Annotated in this window: 18 protein-coding genes and 1 pseudogene; 18 read left to right on the forward strand and 1 reads right to left on the reverse strand. The window is 37.7% G+C overall.

The features are described 5' to 3' along the window. Positions 1–334: 334 nt before the first annotated feature. The 16 genes and pseudogenes from V7K42_RS24245 to rfbD all read left to right on the forward strand — a co-directional run bounded on the left by V7K42_RS24245 (position 335) and on the right by rfbD (position 18,312). On the forward strand, positions 335–1,183 hold the full coding sequence (locus V7K42_RS24245) for an ABC transporter permease (RefSeq protein ID WP_334919821.1): 849 nt from the start codon (positions 335–337) through the stop codon (positions 1,181–1,183). Positions 1,184–1,363: 180 nt separating this feature from the next. Next, positions 1,364–2,716, forward strand: coding sequence for an ABC transporter ATP-binding protein (locus V7K42_RS24250; RefSeq protein WP_334919822.1), 1,353 nt, complete (start codon positions 1,364–1,366; stop codon positions 2,714–2,716). Next, positions 2,704–3,213, forward strand: a complete 510-nt coding sequence (locus V7K42_RS24255) for an acyltransferase (protein WP_334919823.1) — start codon at positions 2,704–2,706, stop codon at positions 3,211–3,213. The genes V7K42_RS24250 and V7K42_RS24255 overlap by 13 nt, the downstream gene beginning before the upstream one ends. Positions 3,214–3,254: 41 nt before the next feature. Continuing rightward, complete coding sequence (locus tag V7K42_RS24260; protein WP_334919824.1) at positions 3,255–4,931, forward strand: class I SAM-dependent methyltransferase; 1,677 nt, start codon at positions 3,255–3,257, stop codon at positions 4,929–4,931. Continuing rightward, on the forward strand, positions 4,928–5,974 hold the full coding sequence (locus tag V7K42_RS24265) for a glycosyltransferase family 4 protein (protein WP_334919825.1): 1,047 nt from the start codon (positions 4,928–4,930) through the stop codon (positions 5,972–5,974). Before V7K42_RS24260 ends, V7K42_RS24265 begins: the two co-directional genes overlap by 4 nt. Next, positions 5,971–7,272, forward strand: a complete 1,302-nt coding sequence (locus V7K42_RS24270; RefSeq protein ID WP_334919826.1) for a glycosyltransferase — start codon at positions 5,971–5,973, stop codon at positions 7,270–7,272. The genes V7K42_RS24265 and V7K42_RS24270 overlap by 4 nt, the downstream gene beginning before the upstream one ends. 582 nt (positions 7,273–7,854) lie before the next feature. Next, complete coding sequence (locus tag V7K42_RS24275) at positions 7,855–8,418, forward strand: class I SAM-dependent methyltransferase (protein WP_334919827.1); 564 nt, start codon at positions 7,855–7,857, stop codon at positions 8,416–8,418. Between the two features lie 7 nt (positions 8,419–8,425). Then, the gene (locus V7K42_RS24280) at positions 8,426–9,145 is read left to right on the forward strand and encodes a glycosyltransferase family 2 protein (RefSeq protein ID WP_334919828.1); all 720 of its coding nucleotides are present in this window, start codon (positions 8,426–8,428) and stop codon (positions 9,143–9,145) included. 98 nt (positions 9,146–9,243) lie between these two features. Then, positions 9,244–11,382, forward strand: coding sequence for a COG1470 family protein (locus V7K42_RS24285; protein ID WP_334919829.1), 2,139 nt, complete (start codon positions 9,244–9,246; stop codon positions 11,380–11,382). Between the two features lie 36 nt (positions 11,383–11,418). Beyond that, positions 11,419–11,788 (forward strand): annotated as a pseudogene (locus V7K42_RS24290) (EamA family transporter). Positions 11,789–12,141: 353 nt separating this feature from the next. Further along, positions 12,142–13,113, forward strand: a complete 972-nt coding sequence (locus V7K42_RS24295; protein WP_334919830.1) for a GDP-mannose 4,6-dehydratase — start codon at positions 12,142–12,144, stop codon at positions 13,111–13,113. 8 nt (positions 13,114–13,121) lie between these two features. Then, complete coding sequence (locus V7K42_RS24300; protein WP_334919831.1) at positions 13,122–14,282, forward strand: glycosyltransferase family 4 protein; 1,161 nt, start codon at positions 13,122–13,124, stop codon at positions 14,280–14,282. After that, positions 14,282–15,376: a glycosyltransferase family 4 protein gene (locus V7K42_RS24305; protein WP_334919832.1), complete on the forward strand. Its 1,095-nt coding sequence runs from the start codon at positions 14,282–14,284 to the stop codon at positions 15,374–15,376. The genes V7K42_RS24300 and V7K42_RS24305 overlap by 1 nt, the downstream gene beginning before the upstream one ends. Before the next feature lie 79 nt (positions 15,377–15,455). After that, positions 15,456–16,532 (forward strand): glucose-1-phosphate thymidylyltransferase, encoded by a 1,077-nt coding sequence (locus V7K42_RS24310; protein WP_334919833.1) that lies wholly within the window; start codon positions 15,456–15,458, stop codon positions 16,530–16,532. A gap of 118 nt (positions 16,533–16,650) precedes the next feature. After that, positions 16,651–17,196, forward strand: coding sequence for a dTDP-4-dehydrorhamnose 3,5-epimerase (gene rfbC / locus V7K42_RS24315; RefSeq protein ID WP_334919834.1), 546 nt, complete (start codon positions 16,651–16,653; stop codon positions 17,194–17,196). A 231-nt stretch (positions 17,197–17,427) separates the two neighbouring features. Next, positions 17,428–18,312, forward strand: a complete 885-nt coding sequence (rfbD, locus tag V7K42_RS24320; RefSeq protein ID WP_334919835.1) for a dTDP-4-dehydrorhamnose reductase — start codon at positions 17,428–17,430, stop codon at positions 18,310–18,312. An 86-nt stretch (positions 18,313–18,398) separates the two neighbouring features. Here the strand turns inward: rfbD and V7K42_RS24325 are convergent, their stop codons facing one another. Next, on the reverse strand, positions 18,399–19,133 hold the full coding sequence (locus tag V7K42_RS24325) for a 2-phosphosulfolactate phosphatase family protein (protein ID WP_334919836.1): 735 nt from the start codon (positions 19,131–19,133) through the stop codon (positions 18,399–18,401). A gap of 318 nt (positions 19,134–19,451) precedes the next feature. Between V7K42_RS24325 and V7K42_RS24330 the strand changes: the two genes are divergently transcribed. Together V7K42_RS24330 and V7K42_RS24335 are read left to right on the forward strand one after the other, a co-directional pair. Then, complete coding sequence (locus V7K42_RS24330) at positions 19,452–19,871, forward strand: BlaI/MecI/CopY family transcriptional regulator (RefSeq protein ID WP_094329782.1); 420 nt, start codon at positions 19,452–19,454, stop codon at positions 19,869–19,871. Continuing rightward, positions 19,871–20,713, forward strand: coding sequence for a M56 family metallopeptidase (locus V7K42_RS24335; RefSeq protein ID WP_334919850.1), 843 nt, complete (start codon positions 19,871–19,873; stop codon positions 20,711–20,713). Before V7K42_RS24330 ends, V7K42_RS24335 begins: the two co-directional genes overlap by 1 nt. Positions 20,714–20,728: the final 15 nt, after the last annotated feature.

A 20,728-nucleotide genomic window follows, 5' to 3' on the forward strand; every position in this document is an offset into this window, starting at 1 on the left:
AGTCGGGAAACCCTTTCGGCAGTTCCTTCTGGGGGAACCCCCAAGATCGGACTTCCTTACCATGCGACTGGCTCACCTACGTATCTTTTCAAAAACAAAATATGAGTTTTATAGATCCTAAAAGCACTAAAGGAATTTCCAACAAATAAATTATCCATATAAGCATCTCTTGCCCGCCGACAGCCAAAAACGGGTGAGATAACCTACTTCACAAGAAGTAGTTATTTTTTATTTTAAAGTCTCTATAAAGGGAACTTTCATAAATATAATAGGCTTCATTGAAAGTAATTAGGTTAATGAGTAGTAAGCGAGGAAGTAAAAATTGTTTCCGACAATGCGGAGAGTTGTACGTAAGGTAGGGAGATGGAGGCGCATCTTACCCATAGATGAACAGTTGTGGGTGAAGTTCGACTTACTGAGAACTCTAGTACGCCGAGATTTAGAAGCGCGTTACAAGGGTTCTGTTTTGGGCAACTTGTGGCCTTTGCTAAATCAGCTATCACAGTTACTGATTTACACTTATGTATTTTCCACTGTGCTAAAGGTGAAACTTACTACTCTTAAGGGTTTACCAGCAAATGATTTCACCTTTGGTTTGTGGTTATTTGCAGGGTTACTTCCTTGGCTTGCTTTTACAGGTGGTCTAATGCAGTCTGCTGGTTCAGTGCTAGGACAACCGAATTTAGTCAAGAAGGTGGTCTTTCCTCTAGCTTTGTTACCCCTAGTGCCAGTATTGTCAACATTAATTGAGAGTTCCTTTGGTTTAATGGCATTGATTTTTTTCGTGGCGGTCAATGCTCATACTTTACATACTACCTTGGCGCTATTACCCTTGATCTGGCTAACGCAGTTATTGCTAACAGCAGGGTTGGGCTATTTAGCCGCAGGACTAACGGTGTTTTTGCGAGATATACCCCAGACTTTAGGAGTGATTTTAAATATTTGGTTTTATGCGACACCCCTTGTCTATCCAGCATCAGCAATTCCAGAGCAATGGCGGAATTTGGTATTCTGGTTAAATCCAATGGCAGCGATCGCAGAAGTCTATCGCGATATAGTTTTAAATGGTGAGGTGAAGCATTGGGGTGAATGGGGAGTTGCTTGTGTAGTAGCAACAATTATATTTTGTTGCGGTTTCTTAGTTTATAAGCGTTTGCGTCCAGCATTTGCCGATGTGTTATAGCACAGTTCTACTAGTAAATAACTCCATTAATCAGTCTAATGGTAATAAGAATATTAGGTTTGAAATATAAATTATGTATACATCAACAAGGCATATAATGCTTGATAGCTTAAGTTAATAATTTATAGTTGATAAAGGTTATGCAGTTATTGAATGTTCTGGTAGTAAGTATATAGTGGTATGGGTGAGGAGATTGCAATTTCACTGAAAAATGTTTCAAAATGCTACAAACAGTATGCCCGTCCGGTAGATCGACTTAAGGAAATTTTGCTACCTGGTAAAAGCCATGCAGAAGAATTTTGGGCCTTACAAGATATTAGTTTGGAAATTCCTCAAGGCGAGACTTTGGGAATTATTGGTCAAAACGGATCTGGCAAAAGTACTGTACTGCAAATTATTGCAGGAACGTTAACACCAACCACAGGTGAAATATATGTTAATGGGCGGGTTTCAGCTTTACTAGAACTAGGTAGCGGGTTTAATCCTGAATTTACTGGTAGACAAAATGTATTTTTTAATGGGCAAATTTTAGGATTAAGCAGAGCAGAAATAGAATCAAAGTTTGACAAAATTGCTTCCTTTGCTGAAATTGGCGATTTCATGGAGCAGCCAGTCAAAACATACTCTAGTGGTATGTTTGTTCGTTTAGCATTTTCTGTAGCAATTAATGTTAACCCAGAAGTTTTGATTGTAGATGAATCTTTAGCAGTAGGGGATGGTATCTTCGTCCATCGTTGTATGGCAAAAATTAGAGATTTTCAAGATGCCGGAGGAACAATATTATTTGTATCTCATGATATAGGATCTATTTCACGCCTTTGCTCTAAAGCTATGTGGATTAATCAAGGGATTATTGTAGACACTGGACAACCTGCTGAAGTATGTAAACATTATCAAGCATGGGTGCATGAAGAAGTAAATAAAAGAACTAGTATAAGTTTTGATTTAAATAATAATGAGAATATTACTGCAAAGCAAGAAGAAATTGATTTGGCTAAAATCACCATTAAAGAATTAAATCCTTTTACGACAAAGCCATATATAGCTTTTTCTGGATTTGAAAGATTTGGTACAGGGCGTGCAGAGATTGAGCATATCTCTGTGTTAGATAGTGAGGCTCAACCTATTAAGTTGGTTTATCCTGGAGATGTATTAAAAATTAGAATCACTACATTCAGACACGACAAAGTTAGAAAACCTAATGTTGGTATAGCACTACTGGATAGATTGAGGACTGTTTTATCAGGATGGAGTACGGAACTCTTAGATAAAAATTTTGCTAGCTATTGGCTATCTAAATCAGAAATAGGAAGAGCAACAGTTGACTTTGAGTTTATTTGGCCCCACTTGGCTGGTGGAAATTATGCATTAGATATCGCATTTGGAGATGGAACACACGAAAATTTAGAAATGCTGGACTGGATTCAAAATGCCATAGTTATACAAGCAGCAGTGAATGATTTGGTAGAAGGAGTCTTTCAAGTATCTGGCAGGAAGATAAGACTCCATGAGGAATCACTATGTACAAAATAATTAAAAATTATTTTAAATCTAAGCTCGAAAGCTGGATTAAATTGTATTTTGAGATTTACCTTAAGCAATCTCTAACGCAAGGATATTTCGATCAGCGCATCAAAGATGTAAGTTTAAAACAATACTTAGTTTTTGGAGAACCTCAAAGACTAAAATTGTCACAAACATGCATTGTAAATAATGCATTATTTAACTTATCTTCTGGAAATATAGTAATAGGAGAATATGTTTTTTTTGGACATAATGTTAGTGTAATAACTGGAACTCACGACTATAAAAATTTTGGGCTAGAGAGAATGAACAATTTTCCAACTGAAGGAAATGATATTGTAGTTGAAGAAGGAGCTTGGATAGCGAGCAATGCCACAATAATTGGCCCTTGTAAAATTGGTAAGAACTCTGTAGTAGCAGCAGGCGCTGTTGTGAAATGTGATGTTCCTAGTTATCATATCGTAGCCGGAATTCCAGCAAAAATAGTCAAAGAAATAATCTCTTGAGCAGTGAAAATTTTATATATTCATTTCAAAAATATAAATAAATGATGATTGAATCAAATAATCCTGAAATTAATGTTGATGAATTTATGGATAAAATTCGTGAAGAGGTAGTTAAACGTCAAATACCCTCTCAACAAATAAATTTACCATCTAATCTCGACACATCAAAACTGAAGTTAAGTATTAGTTATATTGAAACTTTTCTTAAAAATGCAGAATCTCGTTCAAATTTACGTACCAAGTGGCCAGATAAACTTAATTTATTTCCTTTTAATTTAAGTACTAAGTTACAAAAATTTATTCTAAAACTCATCAATTTTTTATTTAAAGATCAACGAGAGGTCAATTTCAACATAATTAATTCTTTAAAAGAGTCTGTAGCACTTAATCACCAACTAATAGAGCAAATTGCAACTTTAAAAGCGCAAGTAGATAGTCGCATCCAAGGGTTGGATGAACGCCTAGTTAATGTGGATACTAGCATCCAAGGGTTTGATGAGCGCCTAGTTAATGTGGATACTAGCATCCAAGGGTTTGATGAGCGCCTAGTTAATGTGGATACTAGCATCCAAGGGTTTGATGAGCGCCTAGTTAATATGGATACTAGCATCCAAGGGTTGGATGAGCGCCTAGTTAGAGTGGATACTAGCATCCAAGGGTTGGATGAGCGCCTAGTTAATGTGGATACTAGCATCCAAGGAATAGAAGATAGCTTAAATGCTATTGATACTTTAATTAGTAGCTGGCTAACTGGTCTTCAAGAAGGTTTAGATACCGTAAAGATACAAGTACAGTACCTAGATGAACATCTAAGTACTGTGGATGCTCGTGTGGGAAGACTAAATGAGCATTTAATTACAACAGATAATCGTATAATTACAGCAAATACTCGTATTCAAGAAATAAATGAGCGTTACATCAAAAATGTTAGTTATCTCAAACACGATCTAATTCAACAGAAGCATTTAATAACAGTATTTTTGGAAGAGGCAAGAAAACGTTTACCAGAATCTTTTAGTCAAGAACAATTGCAAACCTTAGTTAATGAAAATACACATTCTTTTGATGCTTTTTATGTTGCTTTTGAGGATCAATTTCGAGGTAGCCGTGAAGACATTTTAAATAGATTAAAAGTTTATTTGCCATTAATTGCAGAAGCAAATACTGGTAAGCCAGAATCGCCTATTTTAGATATGGGCTGTGGGCGAGGTGAGTGGCTAGAGTTACTGCAAGAGACAGGGTATACAGCTAGAGGTTTGGACATCAACAGAGTAATGATAGAGCAGTGTAAAGCTAGAGGACTTGAAGTGATAGAAAAAGATGCCCTCTCTTTTTTACAATCTTTGCCTGATTCTAGTTTAGGCGCTGTGACAGGCTTTCATATTATTGAACATCTACCATTTGAATACCTACTAAAGTTGTTTGGTGAAGCGGCAAGAGTTCTACAAACAGGAGGTTTGGTTATTTTTGAAACGCCTAATCCACAAAATGTATTAGTGGGTAGCTGTAGTTTTTATTATGACCTAACTCATCGTAACCCTCTGCCACCTGTAACTATAGAGTACATAGCTCAATTTTATGGTTTTTCTCGTGTAGAGATATTAAAACTTCACGCTTCAGAGCAGAACATAATTGCAGATAATTCAGAATTAGCACAACGATTTAACGAATATTTTTATGGTTCTATGGACTATGCAGTTATAGGATTTAAATCATGAAAATCTTAGTGGTTACAACTCAAGTTCCCTTTGTGCGAGGTGGTGCTGAAATACTAGCAGATGGCTTAGTTCAAGCTCTATACACTGCTGGTTATGAAGCTGAGATAGTTGCAGTTCCTTTCAAATGGTATCCTCCAGAGCGAATTTTAGATAATATGTTGGCTTGTCGCTTACTGGATATATCAGAATCTTGTGGACAAACGGTGGATAGAGTTATAGGACTAAAATTTCCTGCATATTTAATTCCACATTCTAATAAAGTAATGTGGCTATTACATCAGCATCGCACAGCTTATGATTTATGGCATACAAATTATTGTGATTTAATGCATTTTTCCAACGGTGTGCAAATTCGTGAAGCAATTATCAATGCTGATAATCAAGCACTGAAAGAGTATAATTCTATTTATACTATTGCTGAAAATGTTTCTCAAAGATTAAAGAGATTTAATCAAGTAGATTCTATCCCGCTTTATCACCCTCCTCAAAATTCAGAGCTTTTTTATTGTGAAGATATAAACGATTATTTCTTTTTTCCCAGTAGGCTTGCAACTATGAAACGACAGGAACTTGTAATCAAAGCCCTTGCAGAAACGAAGAATCCTGTAAAGGTATTGTTTGCAGGCAAACCAGATACATTAAGTTATGGTGAACACTTAAAGGATTTAGCTAAAAAATTACATATTGCCAAGAGAGTATTTTTTCTAGGTCAAATTAGTGAAGAAGAAAAAATTAAAACCTATGCAAAAAGTCTAGGAGTTATTTATCCCCCTTTTGATGAAGACTATGGTTATGTCACCCTGGAAGCAATGCTAGCGTCTAAAGCCGTTATTACTTGTACAGATTCAGGAGGCTCCCTAGAATTTATCCGCCACGAAGAAACGGGTTTATTTACTGAACCTACTTCTATATCTCTTGCCGCAGCTATGGATCAATTATGGGAAAATCGCTCTTGGGCACAATCTCTTGGTAAGGCAGGAAGAGATTATTATGATAGTTTCAACATTTCATGGTCTACAGTTGTTCAAAAGCTAGTTTCATGAAAATTAACTGGTTTTCCCCACTACCGCCTGCAAAGTCGGGCATTGCTGAGTATACATCTCGATTAATTCCTACTCTGCAAAAATATGCTGAAATTGTGCTGTGGACAGATCAACAGCACTGGAGTTCATCTTTAGAGAAGTACGCCATAGTGCGTCATTACGATCTGGCTAATACTCCTTGGGTTGAAATTAACCAAGCGGATTTAAATGTATATCACATAGGCAATAATTCAGACTTTCACTTTGCAATATGGCAGATTAGTTGCCAATGCCCAGGTTTAGTTGTTTTACATGATATTAGACTACAGCACTTTTTTACTGGTATTTATCTAGAACACAGACAAAAGTCTAATATAGATGCTTATTTATTTCAGATGAAAAAATACTACGGAATTCAGGGTGAGCAAGCTACTGAAAAATTCTTGAGTGGTTATATTTCAACTGAGTATATGGCTGAATTCTATCCGCTAACATTTTTAGCTTTAGAGAATGCAGTAGGAGTTGTCACACATACAAAAGCAGATTTCCAAACTATTAAACAAGAGAAGCGATGGTTTGTCGGTTATGCACCACTACCGTACATAAGTGAATGGCAAGCAAATTCACAAAGTAAAAACAATAAAGCACCCTATCACTTAGTCGTATTTGGCTATATTGGTGCCAATCGTGGCTTAGATTTTTTATTAAATGCACTATCTAGTCTCCCTGAAAAAAACCAGTTTTTCTTAGATATATATGGGCAAGTTTGGAATAAAAGTTATATTGAGCAACAAATTAAACTATTAGGACTTAGTAAACTCGTAAAACTACATGATTTTGTTGCGGATGCTGAGTTAGACTTGGCGCTAGCAAATGCTAATTTAGCTATTAATCTACGCTACCCGACTATGGGAGAAGCATCACTGAGTCAACTTCGGATTTGGAGTCATGCACTTCCCAGTCTAGTTACACGGGTTGGCTGGTATGCAGAACAATCGGAAGAAACTGTTGCATTTGTGCGTCAAAATCATGAAATTGAGGATATCCAGCAACACCTAAAAAGTTTTTTGGCGAATCCAGAATACTTTATAAAAATGGGAAAAAATGGTCAGGAAATTTTACACAAGCAACATAACCCAGAAATTTATGCTCAGGCAATTATGAGCTTTGGACAAAATATTCAAAGGTTTAGACGTAGTGTAGTAGCGTATGATTTGATAGAAAAGATAGGAGAAGAACTAAGTAATTGGGTGGATTGTAAAACACTAGATATGCAGATAAAAAAAGTTGCTGAAGCTATATACTTTATTAGTAATTAGTTCAGCACTGAACTATCATATCAATTAGATTGGTAAGGATATTAGAACTAAAATCAGCTTTAGTGAATAATTATTTTAGCTGTTGACATTTAGGTTAAAAAGCCCAATTTGCCGTATAAAGAGGCTTGTTTTGAAGCCTATGTTGAAACAGTTGAAACACAGTAAGTTGTTTTGCCTAATTTCTGCATTGTCACTCATGCTCTACTAAAATTATTCTTTTAATTGGAGTGGAGATATCTCATAGTTATGAAACTTATTTTGTGATTCGAATGGCATAAAACAGCTAAATTTGTGCATTAGATAAACAGCCTAAAGCTTTGAGAAAACTTAAGTTAACCTTATTAAAATTTGTACTATTTTTATCGTATAGTATTAATTTAACTAATTGCTATCCTAGTTTAATACTTAGCTTTCTCAAAGGTTATTACTGTGACCAAAAAAGTCTTTATAATAGGTTTAACTGGACAAGACTGTTACTACCTTGCCGAACTCCTTGTATCAAAAGGGTACTAAGTTTTAAGTTGCGAATAATTTTAGGAAAATTAATCAATTAATCCCATTTGGCTATAAAAGTAAATAAATATGAATGAACCATTTTTAGAACCAATATTACGATACCTCCGCCTTAAAAGAGTAATATGCCACATTCCTAAAAATTCTGTTGTTTTGGATGTAGGCTGTGGCAGTTCGGCAACTTTTCTCAAAAGTATTTCCCCTCACATTAAGCAGGGATTTGGTGTTGATTTTAAAGTAAAAGATTTCCACTCAGGCAATATATTGACTAAGCAGCTAATGCTTGAAAATGATTTGCCATTTAAGGATGAAAGCTTTGATGTTGTAACTATGTTGGCAGTTTTAGAACATATAGAACATGAAAACGAAATTTTAAAAGAGATTTATAGAGTTCTCGTTCCTCAAGGTAAACTGATACTGACAGTTCCATCGGTTTGGTCACAGTCGATACTAGAATTTTTAGCTTACAGATTAAAAATAGTGAGTGAAGCAGAAATTCGAGATCACAAAAGATATTATAAGCGTGAACATCTCAAAAAAAAATTGGTAAATGGGGCTGGATTTCAGGGATTTTATCACCAATATTTTCAGTTTTGGATGAACAATTTTTGTATAGTCACTAAGAGGAGTTAATTATTATATGAGGCTATCGGTTGTTATTCCTTGTTACAACGAATTAGGAACTATCAGCAAAGTTGTAGAGGCTGTCAAAGCATCACCTGTAAAAAATTGTGAAATTATTATAGTGGATGATTGTTCAATAGACGGAACGAGAGAATTACTTAAATCTCACATAGAGTCCCAGGTAGATAAAGTAATTTACCACCACAAAAACAAAGGGAAAGGTGCAGCTTTAAGAACTGGCTTTGCTGGAGCTACTGGAGATATTGTCATCGTTCAAGACGCAGATTTGGAGTACGATCCACGAGAATATCTCTTAATGATTCAACCTATTTTAGATGGTAAAGCTGATGTAGTTTTTGGTTCACGTTTTCAGGGTGGTAGACCGCACAGAGTAGTCTACTATTGGCACATGATAGGCAATATTTTTTTAACTATGTTATCTAATATGTTCACTAATATTAACCTAACAGACATGGAAACCTGTTACAAGGCTTTTAGACGGGAAGTTATTCAATATATCACAATAGAAGAAAATCGATTTGGATTTGAACCCGAAATTACTGCTAAAGTTGCAAGATTGGAATGTCGTATTTATGAAGTTGGCATATCTTATTATGGTCGAACTTATAAAGAAGGTAAAAAGATCAGTTGGAAAGATGGATTTAGAGCTATTTACTGTATTTTAAAATACAATTTGTTTAAATCAAATTATGCTGATAAGATATATAAGAAATAATTTCATTTAACTTGTAATCTAGGTAAAAATCTTTTCTTCTGGTTGGTTCATTAAAATCATATATCTTAATAAATCAGATTTTTGGGTAGATAAAAACAATGAATAAAAAGTTATTTTTAACTAAAACTATTAATTATCTTAGCAACAATAATAAAAATATAAAAATAGTTTATATTCCTGCACTCTATACTATTGTTTGTCTTTTAGGAATTTTTATAGCATTTTACCCAACAATCCTCAGTAGATTTGCTTTGATGCAAAGCGATCCTGGGGATACTAGGCTAAACAATTATTTTTTAGAGCATTCTTTTCAATTATTGATAAATAAAGAGTATGTAGGTGATTTATGGTCGCCAGCTTTTTTCTATCCTTACGAAAATGTTCTGGCCTTCTCAGAAAATTTATTTGGTTCTGCTCCTATATATTGGTTATTTAGATTATTTGTATCAGCAGATTTGGCATTTCAAATATGGATGATTGCTGTTTCTATTCTTGGTTTTGCTAGCTTTGTATTTTTAATGCGGAGATATCAAGTAAGCCATTTATTGAGCGCTTTCGGAGCTTTACTGTTTGCCTTCAGTATGCCTAGAATTAATCAAATTGGACATCAGCAGTTACTGCCACAATTTTTTACACCTCTTGCTTTTTTTATAGGCTGGGAATTTTTCCTGCAACCAACTAGAAAAAAGATAACATTGTTTTTGCTGCTAACTTATCTACAAGTACTTGCCGGAATTTATTTGGGTTGGTTTTTACTATTTAGTTTACCTATATTTTTTGCTATAGCTTACAAATTAGCTCCACCATCAATCCGCTCTAATCTTTTATCATACTGTCGAGTCGATTATAAAGCAATTATTACAATTACTTTAGTATGGGCAGCAACAATGTTTCTGACCCTACTTCCATATTTGGAGGCAAAGTCAGTTTTAGGAAAAAGACCATACTCTGAAGTAGACACAATGCTTCCCAGAATTTCCTCTTGGTTTGCTGTTGATTCTGGTAGTCTTTGGGCACCTTTACTTTCGTCGGTTTCTAAAAGCTTACCGATGCCAGTAGAACATCGGATGTTTGCTGGGGTCATAATTTTGTTCTTAATAGGAGTCTCTGTATATACACTATTTAATTCCCAAAACATATTAACTCTTGAAAGAGCATTAGTTGCTAAAGTATGCTTTTTTGTCTTTATTACTCTGTTTATTTTGTCATTGCGTCTCCCTTTTGGGATATCACTTTGGAGAATAATTTATGAAGTTGTACCTGGAGCCTCTGTAATCAGAGCAGTTACTAGAATATGGTTAATTGCATATTTTTATTTATTAATTGCGGGGATATTATGTTTTGATTCATTATTACAATCAACAGTATTTATCAATCGCTCTATTTTAAAGTTAGTGATAGTAAGTATATGTTGCTTAATAGGTATATCAGAACAATTTATATTCAATTTACCTAACTACGAAAAAGCTCCATTGCTGAAAGAGACTACAGAAATTAGCAGTTTAATGAAACAAGGCTGTAGTGTTGCATATTTATCTTTGAACCTTGAAAAGCCTTTTTTTACCGATCAGTTAACAGCGATGTGGGCTGGAATTGAAGCAAACATTCCAGTTGTAAACGGTTATTCTTCTGCTCCTCCACCTAACTATGGTGATATGGGAGAACCCTTAAAGATATCTCAAGTGCTTAACTGGTTAAGTTTTTTTAGTAAAGATATTTCTGGTAACTTATGCGTTATATCCCAAAAATCAAAATCACTAGAAAAAAAAGATAATTTTTTTGCTCCATTAGCACTTCAAAAAAACGCAATTTTATCAAGTAATTTTATTTTTTACGCAATTAAATTGCCAATCGAAAAAATATTTCGACAAGAAATAACCCTTTTTGAATATCCAAAAATAATGAGAATTAATTTGCCAGTAAAAATACCAATTGTAGTAAAAAATACGAGTAATTTTTTATGGTCAATTAAAGGAGATAAACCAACTAATCTTTCTTATAAATGGATAGGAATAGACTCTCAAGGTAAGCTAACTAATATCGAAGGAAATCGAACTCAATTACCTTTTGATATAGCTCCTGGAGAGTCGGCGGCAATTAATGCAGTCATTAAACCACCTGCTTTACCAGGAAAATATACTCTCATTTTAACAATGGTGCAGGAAACGGTTGCTTGGTTCAGCGATAAGCAATCTCCATACCCTAAAATTGATGTAACTGTTACATCAAATTCTTAATTGTTTATTTAGCTAAATGAGTGTGAGGAAAATGGCATGAGCCTACAAGAATTTGCTTTACTGCTAATGTCTGTTGCTACAAGTGTGGAGGGGGCAATTTTTCTTAAAATTGGGGGCACTCAAATTGGGGAAAGTCAATTCAGCCAATGCATTGAGCAATATTATCAGTATTGCTACCACACCAGAGTTATTAACTGGATTAACTTGTGATGCTTTAGGCGCTATTGCATACATCCTGCTTCTTACCAAAGTCAATTTAAGTGTTGCTGCTCCGTCTATTTCCTTAGTTTATGTTTTTTCAGTTCTGTTAGGTTACTTCATTTTCAGGGAAGCAATTTCTTTAAGCCGTCTTGTCGGTTTGAGTTTTATCGTGGGTGGAGTTATTTTAGTACTTTGGCAAAAATAAAAAAGAGACTATTTCAATCTTTAGCTTTGTTTTGCTGTTTAAATTTACCTTTCAAAACTGATTTATCAGATTTTATAAACTTAGGTAGAATTAATTAGCCCCGAATCTTAATGGTTAGCTTTTTCAAATGCCTCTTTCTTATATATTATACTAAAGTTACTCACAAAAATATCAAAACACCCATCAATACATACAGTAGATAAGACTTGATTCTATAATTTTGTGACTTTTAAGTAATTTGAGTATTTTATACTTTACTTTAAAACAAAGTTTTGGAGTTTAACTATTAGTTTGACATCACAAGTACTGAAGAACCTATTAAATTTTATGTTTTTAACAGTAGGATTACAACTGTGACTAAAAAAGCTCTCATTACTGGCTTAACTGGACAAGATGGCTCTTATCTTGCTGAACTACTACTAACCAAAGACTATCAAGTCTTCGGCTTAGTCCGCCGCTCAAGTTCCAGTAATCTTGACCGCATCAATCACCTTTCTGGCGATATCCACATCCTTTCTGGTGATCTTTTAGATCAATCTTCTTTAATGGATGTGATTGCCGAAGCTCAACCCGACGAAATTTATAATCTTGCCTCTCAAAGCTACGTTCCTCTGTCTTGGACACAACCTGCTCTTACTGCTGAATATACAGCTCTAGGTGTCTCTCGCCTCTTAGAATCTATTCGTCGTTGTAAACCGGATGCGAGATTCTATCAAGCCTCAAGTAGTGAAGTCTTCGGTCAACCTGACGAATCACCCCAAACTGAACGCACCGCCTTTCGTCCACGCAACCCTTACGGTGTTGCCAAAGCTTACGCTCATTGGATGACTATCAACTATCGGGAAAAATACAACCTTTATAACTGCTGTGGTATTACTTATACTCACGAATCACCTCGACGTGGGACAGAATTTGTATTTCGCAAAATCACGCACGCGGCTGCCCAAGTTAAACTGGGTTTGGCAAATGAACTGAAATTAGGCAACCTAGATGCCTCTCGTGACTGGTGCTACGCCAAGGATGCTGTTTACGCTATGTGGCTGATGTTGCAGCAAGAACAACCTGATGACTATATCATGGCCAGTGGTGAAACTCACTCTGTCAGAGAACTCGTTGAGTGTGCTTTTAACTGCGTTGGTCTAAACTGGAAAGATTATGTCTCAGTTGACCCTGCTTTTTATCGTCCTGATGAACCAGTGCAGTTAGTTGGTTCCATTAATAAAATTAAGACGGAGTTAGGTTGGCAACCTCAGCATTCTTTTGAGCAATTGGTCGAGTTAATGGTTGATTATGATCTAAAAAAATTGAGCAGAGGCGGAGCTTAAATATTCTGATGCTAAAAGTTGTAGTTGATGCCACCCCAGTGGATTCAAAACCCAGTGGGGTTGGCTTTTATATTGCTAATTTAATCTGCGCCCTTGATGTATTACAAAAAGAGGAAAATTTTGACTTAGGAGTACTCTATCAACCAGGGTTAAAAAATTGGCTTCGGGGTGACTTCATTTTTCCTGAATCCTTTAAACATTCTTCTCAACAGTATCTCTTGCCTTTACCTGTAAGAATTTCAGATTTATTATTAGCTTTAGCATTTAAACCTACTTTATCTTACTTTGAAAAATATTTTGGTTCTCCAGATATATTACATGGTACAAATTACTCAGTTTATCCCTGTCAAAATAGTTTAAAGGTAATGAATATATATGATCTGACTTTTATTAAATATCCTAACTATATAGATTCCGTCGTAAAAACATATACAGAAAGGGTAAAGCGATGTTTACAGTGGACAGATTTAGTTTTGACAATTTCAGAAAGCTCTAAAAAAGATATTATTGAATATTTGGAAGTAGACCCCGATCAAGTATATGTCACACCTTTAGCTAGTCGCTACTATTCTAATTACTTGTCTGAGGAAATTGCCCAAGGGTTAGAAAAGCAAGCTAATTATGATTTTTCCAAGCCATATCTACTTTTTGTCAGCACAATAGAGCCAAGAAAAAATATTAATAATATAATTACAGCCTTTAATTTTTTAAAAGAAAAGTACAAAATTGAACATCAATTAATATTGATTGGTAAGAAAGGATGGAATTACGAACCGATATTTACGGCTATTGAAAATTCACCTTGGTCAAACCAAATTTATCATCTTAATTACCTATCTAATGAATTAGTAGCATTGTTTTACTCAAGAGCCGATGTTTTTGTCTATCCTTCTCACTATGAAGGGTTTGGTTTGCCTGTATTGGAAGCAATGACGTTGGGTACTCCTGTAGTCACTTCTAATAGTTCATCAATACCAGAGGTTACAGGAGATGCAGCTATACTAATTGATCCTAATGACCCTATACAACTAGCTGAGGCTATCTTGAAAGTAATTAGTGATTCTCAGTTACGACAAAATTTAATTGAGAAAGGTAAAACTAGAGCAAAATTATTTTCTTGGGAAAGAACAGCAAAGGAAACTTTAAAGGCTTATAGAAGTATTCTTTAATGAAGATGGTAGATAATAAGTCATCAAATGAATTAATCATAAATTTATCGATTATTTTTTCTCGACCAACTGGCATAAGTAACTATGCCAAAAATATTTTTCCTTATTTAAAAACTCTTAATCCTACTTTATTAACTTCCGAAAGATACCCCGAATTTAACTGTTACCCAGTTCCAGATAATCTGACTCCTGCTCAAGGTACAAAAGGTCATATTCGCCGCCTGTTTTGGACGCAATTTCAATTACCGCAAATCTATAAAAATCTTAAATCTAACCTTTTCTTTTCCCCACTTCCAGAAGCACCTCTGTATAGCAACTGTCGTTTTGTGGTGATGGTTCACGATTTTATCCCGTTGCGCTTTCCCAAACGCTTCTCACCTTTGACACCATATCATCGCTATTACATTCCCCAAGTCATCACCCAAGCCGAGCACGTTATCTGCAATTCCCAGTCCACTGCTAATGAGATCACGGATTTTTTTCACATTCCGGCTAGCAAAATTACTCCCATCCTGCTAGCTTACGATCGCACTCACTTCCATCATCTCAACCTCCCCACCAGCAACTATTTTCTCTACATTGGTCGCCAAGATCCATACAAAAACATCCAGCGACTCATCAGTGCTTTTGCTGCGTTACCTAATTGCAAAGACTATGAACTATGGTTAGTAGGGCCAATTGATTCGCGTTATACCCCAATTTTAAAAGCGCAAGTTGCAGAACTAGGTATAACTAATCAAGTAAAGTTTCTTGACTATATCCCTTACAGTGAATTACCAAAAATCATCAATCAAGCGATCGCTCTCGTTTTCCCTAGTCTCTGGGAGGGTTTTGGTTTACCAGTCCTAGAAGCAATGGCTTGTGGTACTCCCGTCATTACCTCCAATCTCTCCTCTCTTCCAGAAGTGGCTGGCGATGCGGCGATTCTGATCAATCCCTATAACACTGGAGAAATTACAGACGCAATGCAGGCGATCGCAACTAATTCGGAATTGCGATCGCGCCTTTCTAGCCAAGGTATCATCCACTCTCAACAATTCAGTTGGGAAAAAACAGGAAAAGCAACCAGCGAAGTTTTATCTCGTTATCTATAAACCTTGATGCAAGGATTTGGGATTTGGTCAAGATTTCAGATTATCTTGACTAATGACTTGTAATTAATCCTCAATCCCTATGAAAGCATTAATTCTCTCTGGTGGTAAAGGTACACGCTTACGTCCCCTCACCTATAGCGGAGCAAAACAACTCGTACCAGTTGCTAACAAACCTGTTTTATGGTATGGCATTGAAGAAATGGTTGCGGCTGGTATTACTGATATTGGCATCATTATTAGTCCAGAAACTGGGGCAGAAGTCCGAGGTAAAACTGGAAATGGAGAATACTTTGGAGCGAACATCACCTACATTATACAAGATCAGCCACTTGGACTTGCTCACGCCGTCCAAGTGGCTCGTCCCTTTTTAAGAGATTCTTCCTTTGTCATGTACTTGGGAGATAACCTGATTCAACTAGGTGAGTTACGTTACTTTCTGCAACAATTTAGCCAACAACAGCCAGATGCTCTGATTCTCTTACGTTCGGTTGCTAACCCTAGTGCCTTTGGTGTGGCTCAGGTAGATGAAACAGGACGGGTATTACAGTTAATTGAAAAACCCAAAGTTCCTCCTTCAAATATGGCATTGGTAGGGGTTTATTTCTTTTCTCACCTGATTTTTGATGCGATCGCAAATATCCAACCTTCTACCAGAGGCGAACTGGAAATCACTGATGCCATTCAATACCTCATTAATCATAAAAAGCAGGTTGTAGCCCACAATCTCCAAGGCTGGTGGCTAGATACTGGTAAAAAAGATGACTTGTTAGAAGCTAACCGATTGATTCTCGATACTTATTTAACAGCATCAGTTGTCGGCGAAGTCGATGCCCAAAGTCAGATTAGTGGGCGAGTCCAAATTGGTGCAAAATCTAAAGTAATTAACTGCACAATTCGGGGGCCAGTAGTCATTGGTAGCAATTGTCATTTAGAAAACTGCTTTATTGGCCCTTATAGTAGCATTGCTAACAATGTCACACTCATTGATACCGATTTAGAACACAGTGTTATTTTAGAAGGTGCTAAAATTGCCGGAATCCATCAGCGCATTATTGATAGCGTCATTGGACAAAGGGCACAATTGAGTCTTGCACCTCGTCGCCCCAAAGCCTTGCGATTTATGATTGGTGATGACTGTCAAATTGAACTAACGTGATTTACTTGTTAAAAATAGGACAAGCCACCGTCAAAGTTGGAACACAGTCCCTGTAAAATATAAATGCGAAATTCATCTCACAATCAGAACACTGCGGCACATCCGATAAATCATATTAATGAGCATTGTACATACCAAGATTCCTGAAGTTTTACAAATTGAACCTCAAGTATTTGCAGACGATCGCGGTTTCTTTTTTGAAGCTTACAATCATCAAAAATTTGCTCAACAGACAGGTATTGTTACGAACTTTGTCCAAGATAACCACTCTTGTTCTAAACAAAACGTTCTGCGTGGGCTGCACTATCAAATCCAACAACCCCAAGGAAAACTCATTCGTGCTGCTGTTGGTATCATTTTTGACGTAGCCGTAGATATTAGAAAAAGCTCTCCTACATTTGGGAAATGGGTGGGTTCTGAACTCAGTGCTGAGAACAAACGCCTACTGTGGATACCACCAGGCTTTGCTCACGGTTTCCTTGTGCTTTCAGAAATAGCCGAAGTTCTCTACAAAACTACAGATTACTACACGCCTCAAGGCGACCGCACCATCTTATGGAACGATCCAGATTTAGCGATAGATTGGCCCGTGAGTGCTACACCGATTTTATCAGCTAAAGACCAAGCGGGTAAATCTTTGAGAACTGCGGAAGTATTTGATTAGGCTTGATGATTGCGTTAGATTCGAGAAGGGAGCAATGCGATTTTGTGAGATGGGTAAGCAGGGGAGGCAGGGGAGGCAGGGGAAGAGAAAGAAATAAGTGTAGAAGCAGTCTGTTTTGGTAGTAAAAAATACTAAAAATGCCTCTTTACTCCCCCTGCTCCCCCTGCTTCCCCTGCCTATTTCACGAGGATCTCACTTTTTCGCGTTGCTCCCATTCGAGAACTAATTAGGATGAGTAAATCAATTTTGCTGATTGGTAGCAACGGTCAAGTCGGTAAGGAACTGCAAAAAATACTCCCATCCTACGGCAATCTTATCTCAGTAGAACGCCCAACAGTAGACCTTGCCCAACCCGATACTCTCCGCAACGTTATCAGAGCAAAACAGCCGCAAATCATCATTAATGCTGCTGCTTACACTGCTGTAGACAAAGCAGAAAGCGAACCTGAAGTTGCAAGCGCTATTAATGCGATCGCACCCCTAATTATTGCCCAAGAAAGCCAAAAATTAGGAGCTTTCCTAATTCATATTTCGACCGATTATGTTTTTGATGGTAATGGGTATCGCCCTTATCAGGAGACCGATGCAACTAATCCCTTGAGTGTTTACGGTAAAACCAAACTTGCTGGAGAAGAAGCAATTCGGGAAGCTTACGCCCATCATCTGATCCTCCGTACTGCTTGGGTTTATGGCACCTTTGGCAAAAGTAATTTTGTCAAAACTATGCTGCGATTAGGTGCAGAACGCCAAGAAGTTCGTGTTGTCGCCGATCAAATTGGTAGCCCAACTTGGGCGCAAGATATAGCCGCAGTCATCGCCCAAACGACTCTCCAGTTAGCCCCAGAAATTAGCGGCACTTATCACTACACTAATAGCGGCGTTGCTAGCTGGTATGACTTTGCCGTTGCCATTTTTGAAGAAGCCCAACAACTAGGCTTCCCTTTGAAACTTGAACGTATTGTCCCCATTACAACTGCTGAATATCCCACACCAGCCCGTCGCCCAGCCTATTCTGTGCTTGCTTGTGGAAAAATTGCCGCAATTTTAGGGACTTATCCACCTCATTGGCGACAAAGACTTCGGCAAATGCTCACAGATTTGAAAATTGGAAATTGAGAATTGGGTATGGGTTATTATCATTGTCTCCCTCCCCAATCCTTATCGCCCCTAATCCCCAGAGGGGGCCCCGAGTTCCCCAATCCCTATCCCCTTTTTAAAACTCCCGTCTCATGTTGTATGGGCAAGACATCTAAAATATCAGTTTGGGAACAATATTTTAAATCTTCTTGACAGTCAAGACGCAACAATCGTTGTCCGTGACTAGCCTGGTGGAATAATCCTAATAAGTTATCTTGCCATTGAGAATAAAGAGCGATCGCACCAACTACTTCATCGTTACCAGCTATTTCTTCTGGTGACAACTTGGTTTGCTCTAAAAGACTATGAGCGATCGCACCTGCACAAACTGTATCCTCTAAAGAAAAACTACCTTCCCAACCGGAACCGACAATCCACACTGTCTCTGGTTGCTTCTTTATAACAAATTGCACCACCGCCGCCCGGTTAATTAAGGCTGCTGCTAATAGATTTGGGGAGTCTTGTACCCGTTGTAAGGCACGAGTGCCATTGGTGGTACTGATAAACAACCGCCGCCCTTGGACTAATTCTGGTGTGCAGTCGAGGGGAGAATTCCCCAACTCAAAGCCAGGTACTTTCGCGCCGCCGCGTTCTCCAGCCCGCAGCCGTTTTTCAGATGGCCATTTTTCACTAACTTCAATTAACCGATCTAAATCGCTGAATACTTGTACAGCTTCGCCTCCAGCTGCCAAAACTGTCGCTATTGTGCTAGTGGCTCGCAAGACATCGACTGCGATGGCACATTCTGGCGCTTTACCCGTTGGAGTCAATTCAGGAGTGTGGTATACGAATAGCTTCACGCGCTGGATACACCTGCTTTAATACTACTGCCGCAGAATAACATTCTACCTAGTTGGTGTCACTAACTATAGTTACAATTACTCCCAGAGATTTTTTTAGCATCAGAATGCATTATGTAACTTATTCAATACATAAATACTTAAAAAGTCCATTTTTATGCTTATAGACTTTTAGACTTGCGGCATTATCCTGTAATGTAAAACAATAAAGGGAATGGAGCATTGGGTATTGGGCATTAGTTATTTATTCTTTCTCCCCCTGCTCCCCCTGCTCCCTCATCTCCCTTGTCCCTATGCCCCATTCCCTTCAAAATCCCTATGGCACCTTTACCCGATTACCGCCCTAAACAACTATCTTTAGGCCCGTTGGAAGCGGAAATTTTAAATATCATCTGGGAACTTGGTTCAGCCACAGTCAAGGATGTACACGATCGCATTTTGACCGATCCCAACCGCGAATTAGCGTATACTTCTGTCACCACCGTCTTACGTCGCCTCACTGATAAAGGTTGGTTAGCCTGTGATAAAAAAGAGCGAGCATTTTATTGGCGGCCAATGCTGAGTAAGCAGCAATCAGATGTCATCAAAGCTCACGAGCAGTTACAGCGATTTCTAGCGGTGGGAAACCCCGATGTTGTTGCTGCTTTTGCTGATAGCCTAGATGAAGCAGCTAGTGAGCAAATAGCAGCGATCGCCAAACGCATTCAATCAGCACGCCAAGCCAGGGAGGAAAAATGATGCATCTCATAATGATTTTGATTGCTTTGGCAGTTGCCTGGTGCTTAAGATCCTCTTGGAATCAACCCCAAGGCAATTGGAATCTGCGGTGGCAGCGATCGCTATTTTTATTCCTCTTCCCGCCTTTGCTAATTTTCATGACTGCGATCGCTGTGCTATTCATGGGGCCTCAAGGACAAATGGGCGGAATGTATACAGGCTCAGTCAGCTATGTAGTAGCGTTGATTTATTTGGCATTTTTTGCCATTTCATGTATTAAACTTGCCTTTCAGGGTTGGCAGTCTGTGGAATCTGCTCGTAACTGTCCTCTGGTAAATTTGGGGGATAAACGAGCCAGGTTACTGCAAACGGGGGCGTTGTTTGCGGGTCAAATTGGTTTTTGGCAACCAGAACTGGTAGTTAGCCAAGGATTACTACAAAGTCTCTCACCAGATCATTTAGAAAGCGTCTTAGCCCACGAGCAAGGGCATCATTATTATAAGGATACATTCTGGTTTTTTTGGCTGGGCTGGGTGCGTTCCTGCACCGCTTGGTTGCCAAATACAGAGCTTTTGTGGGAAGAATTGTTAGCTTTGCGCGAACTCCGTGCCGACGGTTATGCAGCATTGCAGGTAGACCCTCTGGTGTTAGCAGAATCACTGTTATTAGTAGTTAGTACCAGCCCAGTATTATCGGAAATCTGCTGTGCTGCATTGGGTTCCTCTGGTGTCGGCGATCGCTTAGAACAGAGAATCGAAGCCCTATTAGCGCCACCAGAACCGATCCAAGAACCTCAATTGCAGTCCTGGCATGGTTTTCTTTTAGCGTTATTGCCTTTAGTAGCTGTAATATTTCATAGCTAGGTGGAATTTATTAGC

Origin of the sequence: Nostoc sp., from assembly GCF_036917455.1 — a bacterium.
Lineage (GTDB): Bacteria > Cyanobacteriota > Cyanobacteriia > Cyanobacteriales > Nostocaceae > Nostoc.